The 23067-nt window shown below is 68.2% G+C and carries 22 protein-coding genes and 1 tRNA gene; 8 read left to right on the top strand and 15 right to left on the bottom strand.

From position 1 onward, the window contains the following. Nucleotides 1-109: 109 nt before the first annotated feature. From CLU95_RS20870 to CLU95_RS20840, 7 genes are all read right to left on the bottom strand, one after another. Complete coding sequence (locus CLU95_RS20870) at nt 110-1417, bottom strand: amino acid deaminase (protein WP_099795359.1); 1308 nt, start codon at nt 1415-1417, stop codon at nt 110-112. Next, entirely contained in the window at nt 1414-2400 is a 987-nt protein-coding gene (locus CLU95_RS20865; RefSeq protein WP_099795358.1) for an ABC transporter ATP-binding protein, read from the bottom strand. The genes CLU95_RS20870 and CLU95_RS20865 overlap by 4 nt, the downstream gene beginning before the upstream one ends. Before the next feature lie 139 nt (nt 2401-2539). After that, nucleotides 2540-3577 carry an ABC transporter ATP-binding protein gene (locus CLU95_RS20860; RefSeq protein ID WP_099795357.1) on the bottom strand — a complete coding sequence of 346 codons (1038 nt, stop codon included), beginning with the start codon at nt 3575-3577 and terminating at the stop codon, nt 2540-2542. Then, entirely contained in the window at nt 3577-4416 is an 840-nt protein-coding gene (locus CLU95_RS20855) for an ABC transporter permease (protein WP_099795356.1), read from the bottom strand. The genes CLU95_RS20860 and CLU95_RS20855 overlap by 1 nt, the downstream gene beginning before the upstream one ends. A gap of 3 nt (nt 4417-4419) precedes the next feature. Beyond that, nucleotides 4420-5376 (bottom strand): ABC transporter permease, encoded by a 957-nt coding sequence (locus CLU95_RS20850; RefSeq protein ID WP_099795355.1) that lies wholly within the window; start codon nt 5374-5376, stop codon nt 4420-4422. Further along, nucleotides 5373-6635 carry a lactonase family protein gene (locus CLU95_RS20845; RefSeq protein ID WP_099795354.1) on the bottom strand — a complete coding sequence of 421 codons (1263 nt, stop codon included), beginning with the start codon at nt 6633-6635 and terminating at the stop codon, nt 5373-5375. The genes CLU95_RS20850 and CLU95_RS20845 overlap by 4 nt, the downstream gene beginning before the upstream one ends. Before the next feature lie 19 nt (nt 6636-6654). Continuing rightward, nucleotides 6655-8232, bottom strand: a complete 1578-nt coding sequence (locus CLU95_RS20840; RefSeq protein ID WP_099797412.1) for an ABC transporter substrate-binding protein — start codon at nt 8230-8232, stop codon at nt 6655-6657. 193 nt (nt 8233-8425) lie between these two features. On the opposite strand from CLU95_RS20840, the gene CLU95_RS20835 reads away from it, so the two are divergent. Further along, complete coding sequence (locus CLU95_RS20835) at nt 8426-8815, top strand: RidA family protein (RefSeq protein WP_099795353.1); 390 nt, start codon at nt 8426-8428, stop codon at nt 8813-8815. Here CLU95_RS20835 and CLU95_RS20830 read toward each other — a convergent pair whose 3' ends face one another. Then, nucleotides 8816-9415 carry an ATP-dependent Clp protease proteolytic subunit gene (locus CLU95_RS20830; protein ID WP_099795352.1) on the bottom strand — a complete coding sequence of 200 codons (600 nt, stop codon included), beginning with the start codon at nt 9413-9415 and terminating at the stop codon, nt 8816-8818. A gap of 71 nt (nt 9416-9486) precedes the next feature. Here CLU95_RS20830 and CLU95_RS20825 point away from each other — a divergent pair, with 71 nt between their 5' ends. Together CLU95_RS20825 and CLU95_RS20820 are read left to right on the top strand one after the other, a co-directional pair. Beyond that, on the top strand, nt 9487-10287 hold the full coding sequence (locus CLU95_RS20825; protein ID WP_257214686.1) for a sigma-70 family RNA polymerase sigma factor: 801 nt from the start codon (nt 9487-9489) through the stop codon (nt 10285-10287). Continuing rightward, on the top strand, nt 10284-10838 hold the full coding sequence (locus tag CLU95_RS20820; RefSeq protein WP_099795351.1) for an AAA family ATPase: 555 nt from the start codon (nt 10284-10286) through the stop codon (nt 10836-10838). The genes CLU95_RS20825 and CLU95_RS20820 overlap by 4 nt, the downstream gene beginning before the upstream one ends. Nucleotides 10839-10841: 3 nt before the next feature. Here the strand turns inward: CLU95_RS20820 and lolD are convergent, their stop codons facing one another. After that, entirely contained in the window at nt 10842-11519 is a 678-nt protein-coding gene (gene lolD, locus CLU95_RS20815; RefSeq protein ID WP_099795350.1) for a lipoprotein-releasing ABC transporter ATP-binding protein LolD, read from the bottom strand. Beyond that, complete coding sequence (locus CLU95_RS20810; protein ID WP_099795349.1) at nt 11512-12768, bottom strand: lipoprotein-releasing ABC transporter permease subunit; 1257 nt, start codon at nt 12766-12768, stop codon at nt 11512-11514. Before CLU95_RS20810 ends, lolD begins: the two co-directional genes overlap by 8 nt. A 123-nt stretch (nt 12769-12891) precedes the next feature. Between CLU95_RS20810 and CLU95_RS20805 the strand changes: the two genes are divergently transcribed. From CLU95_RS20805 to CLU95_RS20795, 3 genes are all read left to right on the top strand, one after another. Then, on the top strand, nt 12892-13860 hold the full coding sequence (locus tag CLU95_RS20805; RefSeq protein WP_099795348.1) for a hypothetical protein: 969 nt from the start codon (nt 12892-12894) through the stop codon (nt 13858-13860). After that, nucleotides 13857-15578, top strand: coding sequence for a single-stranded-DNA-specific exonuclease RecJ (recJ, locus tag CLU95_RS20800; protein ID WP_099795347.1), 1722 nt, complete (start codon nt 13857-13859; stop codon nt 15576-15578). The genes CLU95_RS20805 and recJ overlap by 4 nt, the downstream gene beginning before the upstream one ends. A gap of 155 nt (nt 15579-15733) precedes the next feature. Beyond that, on the top strand, nt 15734-16081 hold the full coding sequence (locus tag CLU95_RS20795; protein WP_099795346.1) for a zinc ribbon domain-containing protein YjdM: 348 nt from the start codon (nt 15734-15736) through the stop codon (nt 16079-16081). Nucleotides 16082-16222: 141 nt separating this feature from the next. Here CLU95_RS20795 and CLU95_RS20790 read toward each other — a convergent pair whose 3' ends face one another. After that, complete coding sequence (locus tag CLU95_RS20790) at nt 16223-19378, bottom strand: ATP-binding protein (RefSeq protein WP_099795345.1); 3156 nt, start codon at nt 19376-19378, stop codon at nt 16223-16225. A 141-nt stretch (nt 19379-19519) separates the two neighbouring features. On the opposite strand from CLU95_RS20790, the gene CLU95_RS20785 reads away from it, so the two are divergent. Then, nucleotides 19520-19906, top strand: a complete 387-nt coding sequence (locus CLU95_RS20785) for a hypothetical protein (RefSeq protein WP_099795344.1) — start codon at nt 19520-19522, stop codon at nt 19904-19906. Beyond that, entirely contained in the window at nt 19903-20718 is an 816-nt protein-coding gene (locus CLU95_RS20780) for a class I SAM-dependent methyltransferase (protein WP_099795343.1), read from the top strand. Before CLU95_RS20785 ends, CLU95_RS20780 begins: the two co-directional genes overlap by 4 nt. 104 nt (nt 20719-20822) lie before the next feature. Here the strand turns inward: CLU95_RS20780 and CLU95_RS20775 are convergent. From CLU95_RS20775 to CLU95_RS20760, 4 genes are all read right to left on the bottom strand, one after another. Next, nucleotides 20823-20898: transfer RNA gene (locus CLU95_RS20775), tRNA-Thr, on the bottom strand. A gap of 58 nt (nt 20899-20956) precedes the next feature. Further along, the gene (locus CLU95_RS20770; protein WP_099795342.1) at nt 20957-21535 is read right to left on the bottom strand and encodes a ClpXP protease specificity-enhancing factor; all 579 of its coding nucleotides are present in this window, start codon (nt 21533-21535) and stop codon (nt 20957-20959) included. Nucleotides 21536-21576: 41 nt separating this feature from the next. After that, nucleotides 21577-22188, bottom strand: a complete 612-nt coding sequence (locus CLU95_RS20765) for a glutathione S-transferase N-terminal domain-containing protein (protein WP_099795341.1) — start codon at nt 22186-22188, stop codon at nt 21577-21579. Nucleotides 22189-22283: 95 nt separating this feature from the next. Beyond that, entirely contained in the window at nt 22284-23060 is a 777-nt protein-coding gene (locus CLU95_RS20760; RefSeq protein WP_099795340.1) for a cytochrome c1, read from the bottom strand. Nucleotides 23061-23067: the final 7 nt, after the last annotated feature.

Raw genomic sequence — 23067 nt, 5'->3', positions numbered from 1 at the left:
TTTTTCGCGGAACACCGCGGAACCGGCTTTGCCGGGCCGCTGGTGTTGCCCCCGGTAGGGGGTTGGCGAAGCGACACGAAGTGCGCGAAGACTGGGGGCGAGCTCATGTTCAGAAGTGCATGGCGACGGCGTCGCTCACGCGGTAGTCGTTCTCGACCACGGGCATCCAGTGCCATTTGTCGAAGGTGGTGCAGGGGTGCGAGATGCCCAGGCCCACGCGGTCGCCGACCTGGGGGGCATCGGCTTCTTCGCTTGCGTCCCAGCGCAGGTAGGCATGCTGGTCGTTCAGCGCGGTGATCTTCCAACCGGCGGGCACGCCCTGGGGCTGCAACGCGCCGCGCGCCGCGCGCGCGATCGGCACGGGCAGCGAGAGGTCGAAGGAGATGTCGCGCTTGCCGACCGACAGGATCGCCAGGCCCGGTTCGGGCCGCGACTGCACGTTGGCCCAGACTTCCATGGCCGGTGTCAGGCCCTCGCCGCACTCACAACCCAGGCGCTCGTCCACCACGTTCACCATACGCTTGTAGAAACCATGGTCGTGCGTCACGTAGCAGCCTGAGCGCAGCAGGCCGCGCACCGGAGAACCCAAGGCAGGCTTCAGGCGCCCTGCCACGAGGTCGAAGATCGCCGAGCCACCGGCCGAGACCAGCACTTCGTCGGTCTCGAACAGCTTGTGCGTGTCGCAGTGACGCGCGACGGCTTCCACGCGGTCCATCAGCGTGGTGGCGTAGGCCGCGTCGGGCTCGCTTTCGCCCGTGGCGCCCTGCCCTTCGTAGGTCTCGATGCCCACGAGCTTGGCCGCGTCGCTCGCGCGCACCCGCGTGGCGAGCGCAATGGCTTCGTCGTGCGTGCGGCAGCCGGTGCGTGCGCCCTGCACACCGATCTCGAGCATCACCTCGAAAGGCACGCTCGCAGGGTTGCGCTTCGACCAGTCTTCGATGAGCGCCAGCTGCGCGATCGAATCGACCAGGAACACGACGCGCAGGTCGGCATGGTCGGCCAGCAGCAGCTGGATGCCCGCGAGGTCTTCATCGCTCACGACCTGGTTGGCGATCAGCGTGCGGCGCGCACCAGCGGCCACGCCCACGGCCAACTGCGTGACGGTGGCAAAGGTCAGGCCCCAGGCGCCGGCGTCGAGCTGGCGCTGGAACAGCTGCGGCGACATGGTGGTCTTGCCGTGCGGTGCGAGGTCGATGCCCCATTCGCGCACGCGCGACTGCATCCACGCGAGGTTGTGTTCGAGCGCCTCGCGCTTGAGCACGGCCAGCGGCAGCGGCAGGTCGCCGGCCAGCACGTTCCAGCCGGCGGCGCCGACTTCGCTGCGTCGGCGTGGCTGCTGGGTGCGCGGGTAGCCCTTGAAACGGTCGCTGAGCAGCGGGTCGATGAAGTCTTGGGTAGCAGAAGCGGTATCGGTCATGGTCGTGCAACGGCGATGTTGGAGAGCAGTTCTTTGCGGATGCAGGCGCTGTAGTGTGCGGGTGAAATCTCATCCAGGCTGGGCACCGTCTGCGCACAGGCCTCGATGGCGTGCGGGCAGCGCGTGCGGAACACGCAGCCCGAAGGCGGCGAGATCGGGCTGGGGATGTCGCCCTTCAATGCGATGCGCTCAGTGGCCATCTCGGGATCGGGCTTCGGGCTCGCAGCCAGCAGCGCTTGCGTGTAGGGGTGCGAAGGCCGTGCGAACAGCTCCTCGGTGGTCGCCACCTCCATCACCTTGCCCAGATAGAGCACCACCACGCGGTCGCACAGGTACTCGACCACGTCGAGGTCGTGCGAGATGAAGAGCATGGTCAGGCCCAGGCGCTCGCGCAGGTCGGCCAGCAGGTTGATGACCTGCGATTGGATGGACACATCGAGTGCCGACAGCGGCTCGTCGGCCACGATGAACTCGGGCTCCACGGCCAGTGCACGCGCCACGCCGATGCGCTGGCGCTGGCCGCCCGAGAACTCGTGCGGAAAGCGGCTCGCATGCTCGGGGCGCAGGCCCACCGTTTCGAGCAGCTCGGCGATGCGCTTGTCGCGCGCAGCGGCGCCCTTGTGCAGTCCGTGCGTGGACAGCGCCTCGCCCAGGATCGCGCTGATGCGCATCTTCGGGTTCAGGCTCGCGTACGGGTCCTGAAAAATGATCTGCAGCTTGCTGCGCAACTTGCGCATGCGTTCGCCCGAGAGCGTGCCGATGTCGTCGCCGCGGTAGAGCACCTGGCCCTCGGTGCGCTCGACCAGCCGCAGCACGGTGCGCCCGATGGTGCTCTTGCCCGAGCCCGACTCGCCGACGAGGCCGAGGGTCTCGCCGGGATGGATGGCGAAGGACACGTCATCGACTGCGCGCACCGGGCGGTCGCTGCTGCCGAAGTACTTCTTGAGTCCGCGGACTTCGATGAGGGGAACTGCGGTGGTCATGGGGGTGTTGTATTGGCGCCTTCTCCCGCTTGCGGGAGAAGGCGGGGGATGAGGGTGCTCGTGAAGGACTCGGGCGTCACCCTCACCCCAACCCTCTCCCGCAAGCGGGAGAGGGGGCAAGACAGAAGCAAGGCGCTCGTCATGCAACCCTCGCGAGTTGGGCATCAGGCTGCACGCGCACACAGCGCGCCTGGCGGTCCTGGCGGATGTCGATCAGCGGCGGCATCGCACTGCGGCATTCGGGCAGTGCCTTGTCGCAGCGCGGCTCGAAGGCGCAGCCGGGCGGCGGGGCCAGCGGGCTTGACACCTGCCCGCGGATCGCAAACAGGCGCTTGGGCTTGGGTTGCCCCGGCTGGCGCGCCTTGCCCGGCAGGCAGGCCAGCAGGCCCTGCGTGTACGGATGCTCGGGCTGCGCGAACAGCGGCCGCACCGGCGCACGCTCGACCACCCGGCCCGAGTACAGGACCACCACATCGTCGGCATGGTGCGCCACCACGCCCAGGTTGTGCGTGATGAACAGGATGCTCATGCCCGTCTCGGCCTGCAGCCGGCGCATGAGTTCGAGGATCTGCGCCTGGATGGTCACGTCCAGCGCGGTGGTGGGCTCGTCGGCGATCAAGAGCGTCGGGTCGCAGGCCATCGCGAGCGCGATCATCACGCGCTGGCGCATGCCGCCCGAGAGCTGGTGCGGGTACTCGTGGATGCGTTGGGCGGCCGCGGGAATCTCGACCAGCTCCAGCATGCGCAGCGCATGGGCCAGCGCCGCCTTGCGATCGAGCCCCTTGTGCAGGCGCACGCTCTCGGCAATCTGCTCGCCGATGGTGAAGACCGGGTTCAGGCTCGTCATCGGCTCCTGGAAGATCATCGACAACTGGTTGCCGCGCAGCGAGCGCATCTCGCGTTTGCCGATCTGCAGCAGGTCGAGCGTCTTGCCTTCGCGGGTGACGAACGAGGCCGATCCGCTGACCTGTGCGTTCGCGGTCTTGGGCAGCAGGCGCATCAGCGTGAGGCTTGTGACCGACTTGCCCGAGCCCGATTCGCCCACCAGTGCGGTGGTCTTGCCGGGCTGGATGGAGAAGCTCACATCGGCCACCGAGCGGATCAGGCCGTCTTCGGTGGGGAAGCTGGTGCTCAGGTTCGTGACCGTGAGGCGTGGGGTGTTCGTGGCGTTCGTCATCACGAGGTCTTCTTCAGCTTGGGGTCCAGCAGGTCGCGCACGCCATCGCCCAGCAGTTGCAGCGACAGCGCCGTGAAGATGATCGCCAGGCCAGGGAACAGCACGACCCAGAAGGCCTGGTGCGCGTACTGCTGGCTGCCCGCGACCATGGTGCCCCAGGTGGGGATCTCGGGCGGCACGCCCACGCCGAGGAACGACAGGCCGGCTTCGGCCAGGATGGCGTAGGCAAAGATGAACGACACCTGCACGAGGATCGGCGACATCAGGTTCGGCAGGATGTGGCGCCACAGGATGCGCGAGGTGCGCACACCCAGGGCCCGCACGGCCTCGACGAACAGCAGCTCGCGCACCACCAGCGTCGAGGCCCGCACCACCCGCGCGACACGCGGCGTGTAGACCAGCACCAGCGCGAGCACGGTGTTCATCAGCGAGGGGCCGAGGATCGCCACCAGCGCAATGGCCAGCAGGATGTCGGGGAAGGACATCATGGCGTCGACCACGCGCATCAAGGGCGTGTCGAGGCGGCGGAAGAAGCCGGCCATGAGGCCCAGCACCGTGCCGGCGACGACAGAACCGAGCGCGGTGAGCGCCGCAATGGCCAGCGAGTAGCGCGCGCCGTGCACGATGCGCGCATACATGTCGCGGCCCAGTTCGTCGGTGCCCAGCAGGTGCTCAGCGCTGGGCGCCTTCAGGCGCTGCAGCACTGCGGTGTCGTTGGGATCGGCCGACGCAAACAGCGGCGCACCCACAGCGAGCACGGCAATCACCAGCAGCACCAGGGCGGAGACCATCACGATGCGGCGGTGCATCAGCTGGCGGAGCATTCGAGGCATGCGCATCGTTCAGACCTTCACGCGCGGATCGACGACGGCGTACAGCAGGTCGATCGAGAAATTGATGAGCACATAGATCGCGGCAATCACGAGCAGCGCACCCTGGATGACGGGGTAGTCGCGCCGCAGCACGGCGTTGACCACCAGGTTGCCCACGCCCGGCAGGCCGAACACGGTCTCGGTGATGACGGCGCCGCCGATCATCAGCGCGACGGTGAGGCCGATCACCGTAACGATGGGCACCAGCGCGTTGCGCAGCGCGTGCTTGAGCACCACGGTGCTCTCGCTCAGGCCCTTGGAGCGTGCGGTGCGCACGTAGTCCTCGCCCAGCACGTCGAGCATCGAGGCGCGCGTGAAGCGGATGATGAGTGCGGAGTTCAGCAGACCCAGCACGGTGGCCGGCAGCACCAGTGCATGCAGCCGCTCGGCAAAGGGCGCATCAGGCGCGCCGTAGCCCGACACCGGGAACCAGCCAAAGGACACCGCGAAGATCTGGATCAGCACGATGCCCATCCAGAAGCTCGGAATGCTGGCGCCCAGCATCGCAATGCCGGTGAAGAACTGGTCGACCACGCGGCCACGGAACACCGCCGAGACGATGCCGCAGGGCACGCCGATCAGCGCCGCGATGGCCACCGCCAGAAGCGCCAGCAAGGTGGTGGGCTCGGCGCGCTCCCACAGCGCCTGCGTGACCGGGCGCTGCAGGAAGATCGAGGTGCCCAGGTTGCCCTGCAGCACTTCGCGCAGCCAGTAGCCGAACTGCACGGGCAGGGGTTTATCGAGGCCGTAATCCTTCTGCACACGGGCGATGTCGGCGGCGGTGGCCTGGTCGCCCAGCAGCACGGAGATCGGATCGCCCGACGCCGCGCGCGTGAGCACGAAGACCAGAACGGCGACGAGGGCCAGCACGATGAGCATGCCGCCCGCGCGCGAGGCGATGTAGCGAAGCGATGTGCTCTTGATCATGACGAGAACTCGATGGCGGCGGCGCTGCCGACGGCCACGTACTGGCCGGTGAACTGCACGTCGCCGTTTTTCTTCACGCGGAAGATGGTCACGTTGTCGCCCTGCTTGTTGTGGCACACGTAGAGAAAACGCCCGCTCGGATCGAGCGTGCAGCTGCGCGGGTAGTTGCCGCGCGTCCACTCTTCGCGCACCAGCGTGGGCGCGCCGGTGCGCGCATCGACCTTGAAGATCGAGATCGAATCGTGCAGCCGGTTGAGCGACACGAAGTGCGTGCCGCCCGGCAGCATGCGGATGCCCGAGGCGTAGCTGGTGCCCTTGAAACCGGCGGGCAATGCCGAGGTTTCGCTGACCAGCGTGAGCACGCCGGTGGCGCCGTCGTAGCGCAGGAAGGCGATGGTCGAGGCCTCTTCGTTGACGAGGTAGACCCATTGGCCATTGGGGTGGAAGGCGAAGTGACGCGCGCCCGAGCTCTCGGACACGGCCACGGTGCTCGGCTGGCTCAGCACGCCGGTGGCGCGGTCGAAGCGGTACGAGATGACGCGGTCGAGCCCCAGGTCGGCCACGAGCACGAAGTTGCCGGCCGGGTCGGCCTGCACCATGTGCGCGTGCGGGCCGTCGTGGTCGCTGGTGGCAAAGCCCTCATGCACGCGCGCGATGAGCGGCACCACGTCGGCGCCGGGCTTGCAGGGCGTAGAAGCACCACAGGCTGCGACGTCCTTGTAGACGACGGCGGCGCGGTCGGTGTCGAAGGTGCCATCGGCGCGCAGCGCGATCACGCTGACGTCGCCGCTGGCGTAGTTGGCGGTGAACACGAAGCGTCCATCGGGGTGCACGCTGACGTACGCCGGGTCCTTGCCGCCGCAGGGCATCTCGGCCACGAACGACAGCGCGCCGTTCGCGCCGATGCGGAAGGCGGAGACCGAGCCGGCCTCGAACTCGTTGGCCGCGTAGAGCACGGGCAGCGTCGGGTGACGCGCGAGCGAGGCGGGGTTGCGCAGCTTGGCATCGCTGCCCGCGCTTGCCACGGCGGGCGGTGCACCGGGGATGGGCTTGAGCGCGCCGGTCGCGCCGTCCACCACGAACTGGTGCACGCCGAGGCCACGTCCGCCGCGCCACGGCTTGCCGCCGTCGCTGTAGGTGCCGACGTAGGCGTACACGGGACCGGCGTTGGCGGCCTGTGCGGTAGAGGCGGTGAGGCCCAAGGCTCCGAGGCCGGAGGCCAGTGCGCTGGCTTGCAGAAGTTGGCGACGCGATGGCATGGCGGGTGTCCTTGCGGCCTTACTTGATTTTCGCGTTCCAGAAGAACGGCCAGGTCGCGGGCTGGTAGTTGTCCAGCGCCGGGCTCTTGGCCGAGAGGCCGTTGAACTTGCCGACGTTGATGTACGGCACCTCGTCGTAGACCACCTGCTGCACCTTGCCCCACAGCGCGCCGCGCTTGGCCGGGTCGCTCTCGGTGTTGAAGGCGCTGAGCGTGGCCTTCTTGGCGGGCGAGTCCCACCAGCCCGGCGCGCCGTCGCCGAGTTGCGGCGGCGAGAGCATGGGCTCGGGGAACTGGCCCGAGTGGGTCACGTAGATGTCCCACAGCTTCGGGTCGTTGCGGCGTTGCACGAGCGTGGCCCAGTCGACCACGTTGAGGTCGACCTTGAAGCCGGCGCGCTTGAGCTGCTCGGCCATCAGGAGCGACATGTTGTAGTGGAAGTCGTACTGGCGGCTGGTGAGCACGCGGATCGGCTCGCCCTTGTAGCCGGCCTTGGCCGCGGCGTCTTTCGCCTTGGTGGCGTTGCGCTGGTTGTACTGGTCGGCGCCGGCCGTCGAATAGAACGGCGAGCCCTTGGGGAAGTGATTAGCTTCGGCCACGAAGAAGCGCGTGTCGCCGAAGCCCGCCGCGAGCATCTCGCCCTGACCCAGCGCGGTCTGGATCGCCTGGCGCACCGGCTGGCTCGCTGCCACGCCTTCCTTGGTGTTGAGCACGAGGTACGGGAAGCCGAACGACGGCGTCAGGATCGGCAGCGTCTTGCCGCCGGCCTTCTCCAGGCGCGGCAGGGCTTCCACCGGCAGCAGGTCGGCAAAGTCGTACTGGCCGGCCAGCGCGCCCTCGACGCGGGTGCTGGCGTTGGGCACGGGCACGAAGCGCAGCTCTTCGATGGCCGCTTCACGCTTGCCGCCGTAACCGCTCGCGGGCTCCTTGCGTGCGGCGTATTTGTCGAAGCGCGAGAGCAGCACGAACTGGTCGGGGCGGCGCTCCTTGAACTTGTAGGGGCCGGTGCCGACGAAGTCTTTCAGCGGCGACGCGATCGAGTCTTTCGCCATGATGGCCGCCATGCCGCTGGGCAGCGCGAGCTGCGACAGCAGCGGCGCGTACGGCGCCTTCAGCACGATCTCCACGCCCAGCGGGCCCTTGGCCTTGAGGCTCTCGATTTCCTTGCCCACGGCCTTGCCGCGCGGCGATTGGTCCATCCAGCGCTGCAGGCTGGCGACCACGTCGTCGGCGGTGAGCTCGCGCCCGTTGTGCAGCGCCACGCCCTTGCGCAGCGTGATGGCGTAGGTCTTGCCGTCGGCCGAAATCTTCGGCATCGTCTCGGCCAGCATCGGCACCACGTTCCACTTGGCGTCGAAGGTGTACAGCGTCTCGTACACGTGCTGCATGATGGTTCCGACCAGGTCGGCCGTGGAGGCCATCGGGTCGAGCGTCTGCGGCTCGGCCACCATCGCCAGCGTGGCGAAGTTGCGCGGGCCCTGCGCGTGGGCGCTCGGATGCGGCAGTGCGGCACACAGCATCGCGAGCAGGGAAGCTCCCAGCAGGCTGCGCTTCGACAGGCGGGGCAGGCGCTGGACAACAAGACCGGCGTAAGACATGGAGAACTCCTTCATGGGGCGGGCTGATTTATGAAAGAAATTTTCTTTCTGGCCCGGACTTTGAAGCAGACTTCATGCCAAATCATCCGTGTTAACCCTTGTTGAGGGGTTATTCTGAAAAAGTCTTTCAAATCAGACGGATACTGAGACTCTCACCCACCCCACTCAACCCCTTTCGTTTACAGGAGTTCCCATGCCCCTCGAATACCTCGGCGCCCCGCCCATCGCCTCCGACCGCCAGGCACGCCCCTTCTCCCCCGCCGTGCGCGCGGGCGATTTCGTCTACGTGTCGGGCCAGGTGCCTGCCAACGCGCAGGGCGAGATCGTGGCGGGCGGCATCGAGGCGCAGACGCGCCAGGTGATGGAGAACCTGAAGACCGTGCTCGCGCTGGCCGGCGCCACGCTCGACGACGTGTGCAAGAGCACCGTCTGGCTGCACGACGCGCGCGACTTTGGTGCCTTCAACCGCGTCTACATGAGCTACTTCGGTGAAAACAAGCCGGCACGCTCGACCACCGAGGCGCGCCTCATGGTCGATGCGAAGGTCGAGATCGACGTCGTCGCGTACAAGCCCAAGGCCTGATCAGGCCGGTCGCAGTTCGGTCTTGCGCTGCACGATGCGCGAGACCAGCCCGTACTCGACGGCCTCCGTGGCCGACAGCCAGCGGTCGCGCTCGATGTCGGCCAGCACCACCTCGAGGGGCTTGCCGGTTTCGCGCGCGATCTCGTGCGCGATGCGCTGGCGGGCCTTGAGGATCTCCTGCGCCTGAATGGCGATGTCGGTCGCCTGCCCGCCCGCGCCGCCGCTGGGCTGGTGAATCAAAAATCGCGTGTTGGGCAGGCACACGCGGCGCTCGCGCGGCGCCGCCAGAAACAGGTGCGTGGCGGCACTGCCGACCCAGCCGGTGCCGATCATGTGCACCGGCGCGCTGATGAAGCGCACCACGTCATGGATCGCGTCACCCGACTCCAGGTGCCCGCCCGGCGAGCTCACGAGGATGTCGATGGGCTTGTCCCCGCTGTCGGCATCGAGCGCGATGAGCCGGCGCGTGACATCGGCGGCCACGCTGTCGGTGATGCTGCCGAAGATCAGCAGCGTGCGCGACTTGAACGCTTTCTCCTCGAGGTAGGAATTGCGCGGCTCGGCCGTGGCCGCGGGCGGGGTGTCGTCGTCGGTTTCCATTGTCCGGAACATGGGCTGCATGAAGAAAGCTCCTGTGGTTGAACTGTCTTGACGAACAAGCCCACAGTTTCGTGACATTGCGCGTGCTGTGGCAAGCTGCTTCGATGCTCGATGAACGGTACCTCTCGCAATTCCCTGCCCTGCGGAGCCGGCTGGTTCGCACGGCGGCGCGGTTGCTGGGCACGCACGCCGAGGCCGAGGACGTGGTGCAGGACACCTATCTGCGCGCGCTCGAAGCCGGCGATATGCCCGCGCCCGCATCGACGCAGGCGTGGCTGACCGCGGTGATGCGCAACCTGGCCATCGACCGGCTGCGGCGCGACGACTGGATGCGGTGCTGGCTGCGCGATGCGGGCTCGGTGCACGTGCCCGAAGCACCGTCGGCGGAAGCGGATGCGATGCAGGCGGAATCGGTCGAACGTGCGCTGCGGCTGCTGGCCGCGAGGCTGTCGCCCGCTGACGGTGCGGCGCTGCTGTTGCGTGAGGTCTTCGAGGCCAGCTTCAAGGAGATCGCGCAGGCCAGTGGCAAGACCGAGGCGGCGTGCCGGCAACAAGCGCATCGCGCGCTGCTGCGGCTGCGTCAGGACGGACATGCCGACGACGACCGCGACCGTGCCGCATCGGCTGTGCACTTTCAGGTGTACCGGCAGGCGCTCCTTCAGTGCGAAGCCGCACCGCTGCTGGCCCTGCTGCGGACGCCGCCGACGCGCGCCTTCTCTGCATCGGCTTCAGCGACCACGACATCGACGCCGCGCACCGTCTGCCAGCTCGTGCACATCGGCGGACAGCTCGGCCTCGTGTTCACGCTGGGCGGCAAGGTGCTGTGTGTGCTGCCCTTGGAGGCGATGCACCGCGAAGAGGTCGCGCAGTGAGCCAGGTCGTCATCGTCTCGGGGCCGCCGGGCTCGGGCAAGACCTCGGTGTCGGCGTTGCTGGCCAAGGCCGATCCGCGCGGCCTGCATTTGCCGTCCGACCTGTTCTACGACTTTCCGGCGCATCCCGTGCCTCCCTACCGCGCCGGTGCCGACGCACAGAACGCGGCCGTGATCCGCGCCGTGTGCCGCGCGGCCGCATCCTTCGCGGCGGACGGCTACCGGGTGTGCCTCGACGGCGTGTTCGGCCCGTGGTTTCTTCCGCTGGTCACGCGCGAGTTCGAGGCGGCGGGCACGCAGGTCGCGTACGTGCTGCTCGAGGTCGACCTCAAGGAAGCGCTGGCGCGCGTGCGGCAGCGCTCAGGGCCGGACATGGACACGATGGTGCGGACGATGCATGCCGCGTTCCAGCAACCGGCGCCCGGGCTCGACGGTCACCGCATTCCGACGATGGCGCAAATGCCCGAGGCGATCGCGCAAGCCATCGAGCACCGGCTCGCCGGTGACGCGCTGCACCTCGACCTGCGGTCGTGGGCGCGCAGCGCCGACTGAGTCTTAACCGGCCAACCGCCCCGCCACCAGCTGCAGCACGCGGTCGCAGCGCTTGGCCAGGTCCTGGTCGTGCGTGACCATCACGAAGGCCGTGCCGTGCCGGTGTGCGAGGTCGAGCATCAGCGCGAACACGGCGTCGGCCGTGCTGCGGTCGAGGTTGCCGGTGGGCTCGTCGGCCAGCACGCACGCGGGCTTCGTGACCAGCGCGCGCGCAATCGCCACGCGCTGGCGCTCGCCGCCCGACAACTCGGCCGGCCGGTGGTGCAAACGCTCGCCCAGGCCCACGCTCGCGAGGATCTTTGTCGCGGCCTGCGACGCTTCGCCGGCCTCGACGCGGCGGATCTTCAACGGCATCGCGACGTTGTCGAGTGCGCTGAACTCGGGCAGCAGGTGATGGAACTGGTAGACGAAGCCCAGGTGATGGTTGCGCAACCGGCCTTGCTCGGCGGCGTCGGCATGCGCGATGTCCTTGCCGAGCAGTTCGACCTTGCCCGCGGTGGGGGCGTCGAGCCCGCCCATCAGGTGCAGCAGCGTGCTCTTGCCGGAGCCGGACGCGCCGACGATGGCCAGCGTTTCGCCGGCGTGCACATCCAGGTCGACACCGTGCAGCACGGTGAGGTCGATGCGGCCTTCGTGGAAGCGCTTGGTGAGGCCGCGGGCCTTGAGAACGACATCACTCATAGCGCAGGGCCTCGGCAGGATTGACGCGGCTGGCGCGCCAGCTCGGATACAGCGTGGCCAGGAAGGCCAGGATGAGGGAAATGATCGCGATCGGCATGATGTCGCTTTGCTGTGGGTCGCTCGGCATCTTGCTGATCAGGTAGATGTCCTTGGGCAGGAAGCTGGCGTGGAAGAGCTGCTCCAGGAAGGGCACGATCACGTCGATGTTGTACGCAATGCCCAGGCCCAGCAGCAGGCCGCCCACGGTGCCGATCACGCCCACCATGGCGCCCTGCACCACGAAGATGGCCATGATGCTGCGCGGCGAACTGCCGAGCGTGCGCAGGATGGCGATGTCGGCGCGCTTGTCGGTCACGGTCATCACCAGTGTCGACACAAGGTTGAAGGCCGCCACCGCCACGATCAGCGTGAGGATGATGAACATCATGCGTTTCTCGACCTGCACGGCCGCGAACCAGGTCTTGTTCTGGCGCGTCCAGTCGCGGATGAGGAACTGGCCTGGCAGCGTGACGGCGAGCTGGTCGGCCACCTCGCGCGCTTCGTGCAGGTCTTTCAGCTTGAGGCGGATGCCGGTCGGGCCTTCGAGGCGGAACACCTTGGCCGCGTCTTTCTCATGCACCATCGCCAGCGCCGAGTCGTACTCGTAGTGGCCCGAGTCGAACACGCCGACCACGGTGAACTGCTTCAGGCGCGGCACCACGCCGGCCGGCGTGACCTGTCCGCCCGGTGCCACCAGCGTGACCTGATCGCCGGGCTGCACGAACATCGAACGCGCCAGCTCGATGCCCAGCACGATGCCGAACTCGCCGGGCACCAGCTTGTCGAAGGTGCCGCCCTTGGCGATGCTGCCGGTGTCGGTGACCTCGGGCTCGAGCGCGGGGTCGATGCCGCGCACGATGGCACCCTTCATGTCTTCGCCGCGCGCAATCAGCGCCTGCGTGTTGATGAAAGGCGCCGCGCCGATCACCTCGGGGTTCTTGCGGGCGTCGGCCATGATGGCGTCGAGGTCCTGCAAGGCTTGGCCGTCGCGCGAGAAGATCTCGATGTGCGAGACCACGCTGAGCATGCGGTCGCGCACTTCCTTCTGGAAGCCGTTCATCACGCTGAGCACGATGATCAGCGCCGCCACGCCCAGGGCGATGCCGAGCATCGACACGCCGGAGATGAACGAGATGAAGCCGTTGCGTCGCGTGGCACGGCCCGCGCGCGTGTAGCGCCAGCCGAGCTGCAGTTCGTAGGGGAATCGCATCAGAAGCCCCGCACCGTGGCCTCAAGGGGCATGGGCGCACCCGCGGGGGGCGGCGAATACACGGGACGAGGAGCGAGGGGGTAGGTCATACGGTGGAATTGTGGCATCCCGGACAATAGGGAAATGGCCGAACCTCTCCCACGTCATCTGTTGATTCCCTTTGCCGGCCGCGGTTCCCCGGCTTGCCGCGCGGCGCTTGCGACCCTGCGGCTGCCGAACCTCGAAACCCTGCTGCTGCGCCTGACGCTCGCCGACACCGACACGCAGGACGACAGCACCCGCTCCCCACCGCACGAACGCGCGCTGGCCCGCGCGCTCGGCCTGCCCCCCGCCGACGACGGCTGCATTCCCTGGGCCGCGCTCGAAGCCCGCCAGACCGGCCTGGCCGCGCCCGGCGACCATGAGGCCTGGGGCCTGGTGACGCTGTGCAACTGGCAGGTCGGCATCGACGACGTGGCGCTGGGCGATCCGTCCGCCATCGAGATCGACGCCACCGAATCGATGGCCCTGCTGGCCGTGGCGCAGCCGTTCTTCGAGGAAGACGGCATCGCGCTCTACCCCTCCGACACGCCGGGCCGCTGGCTCGCCCGCGCGCCCATCTTCGACGGGTTGGCCACGGCCTCCATCGACCGGGCTGTGGGCTACCCGATTTCGCAGTGGTCGCCATTGGGCGACGCGTCGCGGCCGCTGCGCCGCCTGCAGAACGAGATGCAGATGCTGCTGTACACGCAGCGCGTGAACGACGAGCGCACCGCGCGCGGCGTGCCGCCCATCAACTCCTTCTGGCTCAGCGGCACCGGCGCGCTGACCCAAGAGGCCACGCCCGCAGGCCCGGCGCCCGAAGTCAGCGACGCCCTGCGCATCGCCGCCTTGCGCGACGACGGCGCCGGTTGGGCTGCTGCCTGGCAAGCACTGGACGCCGGCGCCATCGCCAGCCTGCTGAGCGACTACACCCGCGGCGCCGACGTGGCGCTCACGCTGTGCGGCGACCGCGCCGCGCAGCGCTACACCGTGCAACAGCGCGGCCTGGCCCGCTGGGCCAAGAGTTTGTTCGATCGCACACGCGCCGCCAGCGTGCTGGAGGCCCTGTGAAAATCGTCGCCCGAGAGATCCCCCCGCGCACCGTCTGGGCGCTCGAACAAGCCGGCGTGCACCCGCTGCTGGCGCGCCTTTTTGCCGCACGCGGTGTGCGCGGCAAGGACGAGCTCGACGACGGGCTCGCGCGCCTGCTGCTGCCCGACACGCTGCGCGGCACGCGCGAAGCCGCCGTGCTGCTGGCCGACGCCATCGCGCAGGACAAACGCCTGTGCATCGTGGCCGACTACGACTGCGACGGCGCCACTGCCTGCGCGGTCGGCGTGCGCGGCCTGCGCCTGCTGGGCGCAAAGCACGTGAGCTACCTCGTGCCCGACCGCGTGGTCGACGGCTACGGCCTGACGCCGCCGATTGCCGAGCGCGTGGCCAACGCCGGGGCCGACATGCTGATCACCGTCGACAACGGCATCGCCAGCGTCGAGGGCGTGGCCGCCGCCAAGGCGCGCGGCCTGCAGGTGCTGGTGACCGACCACCACCTGCCCGGCCCCGAGCTGCCGCTGGCCGACGTGATGGTCAACCCCAACCAGCCCGGCTGCGAGTTCGAAAGCAAGAGCATCGCCGGCGTCGGCGTGATGTTCTACGTGCTGCTCGCGCTGCGCTCCGAACTGCGCACGCGCGGCGTGTTCGACACCGCCACGCAGCCCAAGCTCGATGCGCTGCTGCCGCTGGTCGCGCTCGGCACCGTGGCCGACGTGGTGAAGCTCGACGCCAACAACCGCCGCCTCGTGGCACAGGGCCTGCGCCGCATCCGCGCGGGCGCGATGCCGGCCGGCGTGGCGGCGCTGTTCAAGGCCGCGGGGCGCACCGCCTCGGCTGCGACGACCTTCGACTTCGGCTTTGCACTCGGCCCGCGCATCAACGCGGCCGGCCGTCTGGCCGACATGACGCTCGGCATCGAATGCCTGCTGACCGACGACGCCGGCCGTGCCGACGAACTCGCGCGCATGCTCGACGGCATCAACCGCGAGCGGCGCGACATCGAAGGCGGCATGCGCGACCAGGCGCTGCTGCTGGCCGAGTCGCTGTTCGCCGCGGACGGCGAAGGCGTCGATGCGCCACCGCCGGCCATCAGCGTGTTCGGCGCAGACTTCCACGAAGGCGTGGTGGGCATCGTGGCCTCGCGCATCAAGGACCGCTTCCATCGCCCGACCTTCGTGTTCGCGGCCAGCGCGGCACCGGGCAAGGAGCAGGAGCTGAAGGGCTCGGGCCGATCGATTCCGGGCTTTCACCTGCGCGACGCGCTCGACCTCGTCGCCAAGCGCCACCCCGGCGTGCTGCTGCGCTTCGGCGGCCACGCGATGGCGGCGGGCTGCACCGTGGCGCGCGAGCACTTTCCCGTCTTCGAGCGCGCGCTGGCGCAGGTTGCCGGTGAATGGCTGGCCGAAGCCGCGCTCACGCGGCAGATCGAAACCGACGGGCCGATCGCGCGCGAGTACATGCGCATCGACCTCGTCGACACGCTGCACCGCGAGGTCTGGGGCCAGGGCTTCGCGCCGCCCACCTTCAGCGAAGAGGTCGAGGTGGTGTCGCAGCGGCTGGTCGGCGAAAAGCACCTGGCGCTCAAGCTCAAGCACCAGGGCCAGCCGATCGACGCGATCTGGTTCAGCCACACCGAGCCGCTGCCGCCGCGCGTGAAGCTGGCTTTTCGGCTCGATGCGGATGAATGGCAGGGCGTGCGCCGGCTGCGCTTTCTCGTTGAGGGGGCGGAGGTCTGACGCGGCCGAACTGAACGGCCTCGGATTCCACGGGCGCGAACACGATGGCGCCTTCCGAAACTTCACGCTCGTTGCTGCCGGACCCACAGGACCTGCGTCCATGAGGGCAGGCTAACATCCACGCCCTTCAACCGATACGGACCCCACCTACCGCCGTGAGCACTCTGCCCCCTTGCCCCCAATGCCATTCGGAATTCACCTACGAAGACGGCCTGAACGTTGTCTGCCCCGAATGCGGTCATGAATGGTCCGCTTCGGGCACTGCCGCCGAAAGCGCGGCCGATGAGGGCCGGGTCATCAAGGATTCGGTCGGCAACGTGCTGAACGACGGCGACACCGTCACCGTCATCAAGGACCTCAAGGTCAAAGGCTCGTCGCTGGTCGTGAAGGTCGGCACCAAGGCGAAGAACATCCGCCTGATCGATGGCGATCACGACATCGATTGCAAGATTGACGGCATTGGCGCGATGAAGCTGAAGTCGGAATTCGTGCGCAAGGCGTGAGACCGGCTTGACGCATGCGGGGGGGCGCCTCACGGTTGTTTGCGACCCCGCTGAAAGGCACCCAGCAACGGTACTGAGGGGCATCGCCGGGCCATCTGCCAAACCATCCTCCGTTCGTCACGCGGGTGCTGCCCGGACTTTCTAGCCGGCCAATTCCCGGCAGCGTGCGGCGTCCGGCGCATGGCCGCAGGCGCGGAACTCCCGCGCTGCCGCAGCAAAGCCTTCGCGCGCAGCCGCGACACGGCCCCTGGCCCGTTCGATGTGGGCCTGCGCCTCGTGCAGCGACGCGTACCAGGCCGGCAGCTTCATCACCACATTCGCCAGGTATTCGGACTGCTGCTGGTGGCCGGCCGCCAGGTCCAGCGCGTGCCCTCTCGCGGCCGCGATGGTGGCCGGGATGGCGAAGGTGATGCGGCAGCCGGGGCAGCTTTCCAACGGGCCGCGCACGTTGGCCTCGGCTTCCTCCAGCACGCCCAGCGCGGTGTCGGGCTGCGTGGCCATCGCGATGCGGGTGCCGTAGATGCGGTCCAGCAGGTGGAAGCCGACGTCGGACTGGCGCGCGACGTCGAGCGCTTCGTCGAGCAGGCCGCGCGCCCGGTCCATCTGCCCGCGGTAGATCGCCAGTTCGGAGCGGCGCTGCAGCGACAGCGCTTCGCCCGTCGCGCCGCCGATCGCGCGGTGCATGCGCCCGCCCGCCACGAGGTCTTGCTCGGCGGCGTCGAGCTGGCCGCTGAGCAGCCAGGCTTCGCCGCGCAGCGTGACCGCGAATGCATGCCCACGCGCCGCGCCCAGCCGCTGCGCTTCCGTGGCCAGCGCATTGGCGAATGAGATGACATCGGCATACGGCCGCGAGCCGTACAGAAAGCGCTGCGTGATGCACAGGTGGCCGTCGAACACGCGCACCGCCAGCTGCGGCAGGTGGCTCGTCTCCTTGAGGTCGGCCCACACACTGCCGTGCAGGTCACCGCGCGCGTGCGCCGCCGCGGCCTGCGACCAGGAGGCGATCACGAGCGTGCCTTCGTCGCCGGTCTCCAAGGCAATCCGACGCACTTCGGCCGACCGGCGCGTGCCTTCGGCGGGGTCCCCGAAGCCCAGGGCCGCCGCGCCGCTGTACGCCAGCGCTTCGGCCAGGCGCCCCGCCACCGTGGTGGGATGCACATCCTTCAGGTACTGCAGGGCACCGGGCGGGTCGCTCATCTTCACTTGCGCCAGGGCGCGCTTGGCGCGCAATTCGTGCGACAGCGCTTCGGGTGCGACGGCGGCGGCCGCGTCGTAGGCAGCCAAGGTGCCGGGCCGGCCCAGGGCGTCGAGGGCCTCGGCACGCAGCGCCAGTGCTTCCGGCTGCGCCGGCCGGTGCACGAGCAGCGGCTCGACGTGGCGCAACACGTCTTCGCAGGCACCGAGGCGAAAGGCCTGGCGCGCAGCCGCCAACGCATATGGCATCGCCCGTTCGGCATCGCCCGCAGCGAGCCAGTGATGGCCCACCAGGCCCGGTGCCGCACCGCCTTGCGCGAGCCGCGCCGCCACGTCGCGATGCAACAGCACACGCCGGTGTGGCGGGATGCCTTCGGCCAGCGTTTCCCGCACGAGGGCGTGGCGGAAGCGGTAGCGGCCCTCAGCCACCACCAGCACGCCCGAGGCCAGCGCCTGGTCGAGCCGCGCCAACGCGTCGTGGCCCTCGTCGGCGGCCAGCGCAACGGCCGTGGCCACGTCGAAGTCTTCGGCCGACAGCGCCAACCGGCGCACAGCCTCCGTCGCGCCGGGGTCCAGGTCGCACAGGCGTTCGGCCAGGGCCGACGACACGCTGCGGGGCATCGCCCCCGTGGCGCCGTCTGACATGGCAGCACCGCGCGCGAGTTCGATCACGGCAAACGGCAAGCCTTCGGCACGGCGCGCGATGGCGGTGGCGGCCTCGCCCGCCATCGGTGCGGCGGCCGAGCGGGCCGCGAGCAACGCAGCCTCTTCCTCGGACAGCGGCCCCAGTTCAAGGGCCTCCAGCTGGCCGGCGCGCAGCAAGCGTGAGGTGTTCCGGTCCAGCAGGGGCGGCAGTGCGTGCCGGCACGCGAGCAGCACGAACACCGGGGGGCCGCTCGCCGCCAGTTGCGTCAGCGTCTCGGCGCTCGCGTCGTCCGCCGCGTGCGCGTCGTCGACGATGAGCAGCACCGGTTTTTGCGAGGCGGTGGCCAGCAGCAGCCGGCGCACGGCGCCCACCAGCTGGTGGCGCCCGAGCGGCATGGCCAGCGGTTTCACGTCGCCCGAGGCGGTCATCTGCGCCAGCACGGCCTGGGCATGCGCACCGATGGCCTGTGCCGCATCGGGCAGTTCGCCGAGCAAAGGCTCCACCAAGTCGGCCGCGATGCCGTAGGGCCGGGTCCAGTCGCTGGCCTGCAACGAGCGCACCTGCCAACCCAGGCCCCGCGCTTCTTCGGCGACGCGGCGGCAGAACGCGGTTTTGCCCATCCCCGCCGGCGCGCGCACCACCGCGCCCCCCGGTCGGCTCGCGAGACTGGCGCGCAGCCATCCCAGCACGCGCACCAGTTCCATGGCGCGGCCGACGAAGCGCGGCGCAGCGCCTTCCAGGCCCGCCACGCACTCGCGGTACAGCGCCTCGGCCGGCGGACCGGGGCGCATGCCCAAGGTCTGCTGCAGGTGGTCGCGCAGGTGGCCGTACCAGCGCAGCGCCGAAGAGCGTCGCCCGGCCGCCAGCTCCTCGCGCATCAACTGGACATGGGCCGCTTCGTCGGTGGGGTCTTCGCGCACCAGCCGTTCCAGGTCGCCGGTCTGGCGCAACAGCCGCAGGAACTTGTCGCGCAAGCGCTGGCGCGGCGCTTCGGTCCAGGTTTCGTAGCGGGCGTCCGGCAGGAGGTCGCCACTGTAGAGCTGCGCGGCCGCCTTGCACGCCTGCGGATCGCCGCCGCCCAGGGCCTCGTCCGCGGCGCGCTCGAAGCGGTCGGCGTCGCACGCCACCGCATGGTCGGGCAGCAGGAACACCCGGCCGCCTCGCAACACGAGTGCGTCGGGCTGGCCGATGAACTGGCGCGCATGGTGCGCGGCCTTGCGCAGGTTGGCGCTGCCCGCGTCGGGGTCCAGGTGTGGCCACAGGGCTTCCACCACCTGCTCGTTCGCCAGGCTGCGGTCGGGCTGCAAGGACAGCAGTTGCAGCAACTCGGCGGCCCGCCGGGTCAGCGGCACCGCAGGCGTCTGCGGGTCATCCCCGGCCACCCCCACGCTCAGGCGGAACGGGCCCAGCAGCCGGATCGACACGGCATCGGACGACGGAGTCGGTGGGAGCGACATCGCGATTCCTTTCCACCGGCACTAGGCCGGGAACGTTTCAGGAACGCCAGGCGTGGAGGATGAGTATGCCGTCTATCGAATCTGGCGGGTGCAACGAATAGACGCCCCATCCCGCGCCCGCGGACCTTCAAGGAGTACCTCATGCATATCGCAAAAGACGCAGTCGACGTGAAGATGGAAATTCCCGGTGCCCTGATCCGGCAGCGTTTGGATTTCGGCGACGCGACCGGCTACAGCAAGATCAGCGGCGAGTACTTCACGCTGTCGGCGGGCGTCGACACGACGCCGCTCTTCCAAGGCCTGAACCACAACTCGTGCCAGTGCCCGCACTGGGGATTCGTGCTCAAGGGCCAGATCACCACCACCGACGACGCCGGGGAACAGGAGACCGTCAAAACCAACGACCTGTTCTATTGGCCGCCCGGTCACAACGTCAAGGTCGACGCCGACGCGGAGATCGTGATGTTCAGCCCGCAACACGAGCACTCGCACGTGATCAACCACATGATCGAGAAGGTGAAGTCATGAACCCGAACAAGGCCCTCTGGGAAAAAGGCGACTTCACCCGCATCGCCGAGAGCATGCGCGAGAGCGGTGAAGACGTCGTGCGGCACGCGCACATCACGCCCGGCATGAAGGTGCTGGATCTCGGTTGCGGCGATGGCAACACCGCCATCCCGGCCGCCAAGCTCGGCGCGCAGGTGCTGGGCGTCGACATTGCCGCCAACCTGGTCGCCGCAGGCAACCGGCGGGCGGCCCAGGCCGGGCTGTCGGCGAGCTGCCGGTTCGAGGAAGGAGATGCCTGCGAGCTGCGGCTCGAAAACGCGTCCTTCGATCTCGTCATCAGCATGTTCGGCGCCATGTTCGCGCCCAAGCCCTTTGACGTGGCACGGGAGATGGTGCGTGTCACGCGTCCGGGCGGGCGCATCCTCATGGGCAACTGGATTCCGAACGACCCCACGCTGGTGGCGCAGATCCTGAAGATCAGTTCGTCGTATGCGCCCCCGCCGCCCGAAGGTTTCGTGAGCCCGATGGGCTGGGGCTCGACCCCGAACATCCTCGAGCGCTTTGGCGCGGTGGGCATTGCCTCGGAGGCGATCAGCTGGGAACGCGACAGCTACATCTTCGACTTCAAAGGCTCCGCGGAGGAATTTGTCGACACGTTCCGGCAGTTCTATGGCCCGACCATGAACGCATTCGACGCGGCAGCCCAGGCGGGGCGCACCGACGAACTGCGTGCGGAACTGGTGACGCTGTTCCAGAGCCAGAACCAGAGCCAGTACCCCAACACCTGCCTGATCGCCGCGACGTTCCTGCGGGTGACGGTGGACGTGGGGTGATGCGCAGCGGCCCGTCGCCTTCTGCGGTCCGTCCGGATCGCCGAACAGGTCGAGGCAGGCAAAGAAAAAGCCCGGACGTCTGTAGACGTGACCGGGCTTTGATTTGGTGCCGCTTGTCGGAATCGAACTGACGACCTTCCGCTTACAAGGCGGGTGCTCTACCAATTGAGCTAAAGCGGCTGAAAGAAAGCAGTGCTGGCGGTGATTCTAAGCGGCCGGCTTTGGGCCGACCGCGTCGTCACTTGACGCGCTTGAGCGACGGCCGGGTGCCGCCGCCAGCCGGCGGGCGCGGCGGCTCGTCGGTTGGATCGGAAGGCTCCGAGCCGGCCTCGACCGTCTCGTCGCCCTCTTCGCCCGTCACCAGATGGAACACCTTGCTGGCGTCGCCTTCGGTGCCGCGCGAGGCATCGCGCAGCGGCATGCGCGGCGCGTTGTTCGGCGAAGAAGTGGCCGTGGCAGCGTCATCGCCACCATCGTCCGACGTGGCGGCCGGCACCGGTGCCGGAAACGCCATGCCCTGACCGTTCTCACGGGCGTAGATCGCGATCACGCGGCCGACCGGCACGCTGATCTCGCGCGCCGTGCCGGCGAAGCGGGCCTTGAACTCGATGAAGTCGTTGCCGAGCTTGAGCGAACTGGTCGCGTCGAAGCTGATGTTCAGCACGATCTCGCCGTTCTTCACGTACTCGCGCGGCACCTGGACGGTGTCGTCGACCAGCACCGCGACATAGGGCGTGAACCCGTTGTCGGTGCACCACTCGTACAGCGCCCGAATAAGGTACGGGCGGGTGGAAGAGGACTCGAGCGCGTTGATCATGAAGGACGGCGAAAAACGAAAGAAGCAAGCACGCAGCTTACTTACTTTCGCATGACCTTTTCGGAAGGCGTCAGTGCTTCGATGTAGGCCGGGCGCGAGAAGATGCGCTCGGCGTACTTCAGCAGCGGTGCCGCGTTCTTGCTGAGGTCGATGCCGTAGTAGTCGAGGCGCCACAGCAGCGGCGCGATGGCCACGTCGAGCATCGAGAAGTTGTCGCCCAGCATGTACTTGTTCTTGAGGAACACGGGTGCGAGCTGCGTGAGGCGGTCGCGGATGTGCGAGCGTGCCTTTTCGAGCGCCTTGTCGTTGCCCTTGGCGGTGCGGTTCTCGAGCGTGGCGACGTGCACGAACAGTTCCTTCTCGAAGTTGAGCAGGAACAGGCGCACGCGGGCGCGGTCGACCGGGTCGCCGGGCATCAGTTGCGGATGCGGGAAGCGCTCGTCGATGTACTCGTTGATGATGTTCGACTCGTACAGGATCAGGTCGCGCTCGACCAGGATCGGCACCTGACCGTACGGATTCATCACGCTGATGTCTTCGGGCTTGTTGTAGAGATCGACGTCGCGGATCTCGAAATCCATGCCCTTTTCGAACAACACGAAGCGGCAGCGGTGGGAGAAGGGGCAGGTCGTTCCTGAATACAAGACCATCATGGCGAGAGACTCCTAAAAATCAAAAAGAGTGGGTCGCCTGAGCAACCCACTCTGTGGGACCGGACGCACGAGGCGCCCGATCGGCGTGAACGGAATTACTTGACGTCTTTCCAGTACGAGGCGTTCAGTCGCCATACGAAAACCACCGACATGGCCAGGAACAGCAGCACCCAGACGCCGATGCGCACACGGGTGTTCTGCGCAGGCTCGGCCATCCACTGCAGGTAACCGACGAGGTCGCCGACCGCGCTGTCGAATTGCACCGGGTTCAGGGTGCCGGGGGTCACTTGTTCCCACTTGCCCGAGAACACATCGGTGGCATGGCCGTGCTGCTCGACCTTGGTGTAGATCGGCAGGCGCTCGCCCTGCAGTTCCCACAGCGGGTTCGGCATGGCAACGCTCGGGAACAGCAGGTTGTTCCAGCCCGTGGCCTTGGTGTCGTCGCGGTAGAAGCTGCGCAGGAAGGTGTACAGGTAGTCGGGACCCGTGCCGCCGTGGCCGGCGCGCGAACGTGCAACCAGCGTCAGGTCGGGCGGCGTGGTGCCGAACCATTCCTTGGCCTGGCGCGCGTCGATGTTGGCCTTCATGGTTTCGCCGACCTTGTCGGTCGTGAACAGAAGGTTGTCCTTGATCTGTTGCTCACTGATGCCGATGTCCTGCAGGCGGTTGTAGCGCATGAAGGCGGCCGAGTGGCAGTTGAGGCAGTAGTTGACGAACAGCTTGGCGCCGTTCTGCAGTGCAGCCACGTCGGTGGTCTTGTTGGGCGACTTGTCCCACGCCAGACCACCGGATTCGGCGGATGCGGCCGCGGAGAAGGTCAGGCCCAACGCCAGACCCATGACAGCGAGCCAGCCGGAAATTCTTTTCTTCATCGTGTTT

Origin of the sequence: Variovorax sp. 54 (genome assembly GCF_002754375.1) — a bacterium.
In the GTDB taxonomy this organism is placed as follows: Bacteria; Pseudomonadota; Gammaproteobacteria; order Burkholderiales; family Burkholderiaceae_C; genus Variovorax.
Note: the sequence above shows the minus strand (reverse complement) of the source record. Positions and strands in the feature narration are given on the sequence as shown.

Coding starts and splice junctions, on each gene's coding strand:
- CLU95_RS20870 (WP_099795359.1), bottom strand. CDS start 1,417: ATGACCGATACCGCTTCTGCTACCCAAGACTTCATCGACCCGCTGCTC.
- CLU95_RS20865 (WP_099795358.1), bottom strand. CDS start 2,400: ATGACCACCGCAGTTCCCCTCATCGAAGTCCGCGGACTCAAGAAGTAC.
- CLU95_RS20860 (WP_099795357.1), bottom strand. CDS start 3,577: ATGACGAACGCCACGAACACCCCACGCCTCACGGTCACGAACCTGAGC.
- CLU95_RS20855 (WP_099795356.1), bottom strand. CDS start 4,416: ATGCGCATGCCTCGAATGCTCCGCCAGCTGATGCACCGCCGCATCGTG.
- CLU95_RS20850 (WP_099795355.1), bottom strand. CDS start 5,376: ATGATCAAGAGCACATCGCTTCGCTACATCGCCTCGCGCGCGGGCGGC.
- CLU95_RS20845 (WP_099795354.1), bottom strand. CDS start 6,635: ATGCCATCGCGTCGCCAACTTCTGCAAGCCAGCGCACTGGCCTCCGGC.
- CLU95_RS20840 (WP_099797412.1), bottom strand. CDS start 8,232: ATGTCTTACGCCGGTCTTGTTGTCCAGCGCCTGCCCCGCCTGTCGAAG.
- CLU95_RS20835 (WP_099795353.1), top strand. CDS start 8,426: ATGCCCCTCGAATACCTCGGCGCCCCGCCCATCGCCTCCGACCGCCAG.
- CLU95_RS20830 (WP_099795352.1), bottom strand. CDS start 9,415: ATGGAAACCGACGACGACACCCCGCCCGCGGCCACGGCCGAGCCGCGC.
- lolD (WP_099795350.1), bottom strand. CDS start 11,519: ATGAGTGATGTCGTTCTCAAGGCCCGCGGCCTCACCAAGCGCTTCCAC.
- CLU95_RS20810 (WP_099795349.1), bottom strand. CDS start 12,768: ATGCGATTCCCCTACGAACTGCAGCTCGGCTGGCGCTACACGCGCGCG.
- CLU95_RS20805 (WP_099795348.1), top strand. CDS start 12,892: ATGGCCGAACCTCTCCCACGTCATCTGTTGATTCCCTTTGCCGGCCGC.
- CLU95_RS20790 (WP_099795345.1), bottom strand. CDS start 19,378: ATGTCGCTCCCACCGACTCCGTCGTCCGATGCCGTGTCGATCCGGCTG.
- CLU95_RS20785 (WP_099795344.1), top strand. CDS start 19,520: ATGCATATCGCAAAAGACGCAGTCGACGTGAAGATGGAAATTCCCGGT.
- CLU95_RS20780 (WP_099795343.1), top strand. CDS start 19,903: ATGAACCCGAACAAGGCCCTCTGGGAAAAAGGCGACTTCACCCGCATC.
- CLU95_RS20770 (WP_099795342.1), bottom strand. CDS start 21,535: ATGATCAACGCGCTCGAGTCCTCTTCCACCCGCCCGTACCTTATTCGG.
- CLU95_RS20765 (WP_099795341.1), bottom strand. CDS start 22,188: ATGATGGTCTTGTATTCAGGAACGACCTGCCCCTTCTCCCACCGCTGC.
- CLU95_RS20760 (WP_099795340.1), bottom strand. CDS start 23,060: ATGAAGAAAAGAATTTCCGGCTGGCTCGCTGTCATGGGTCTGGCGTTG.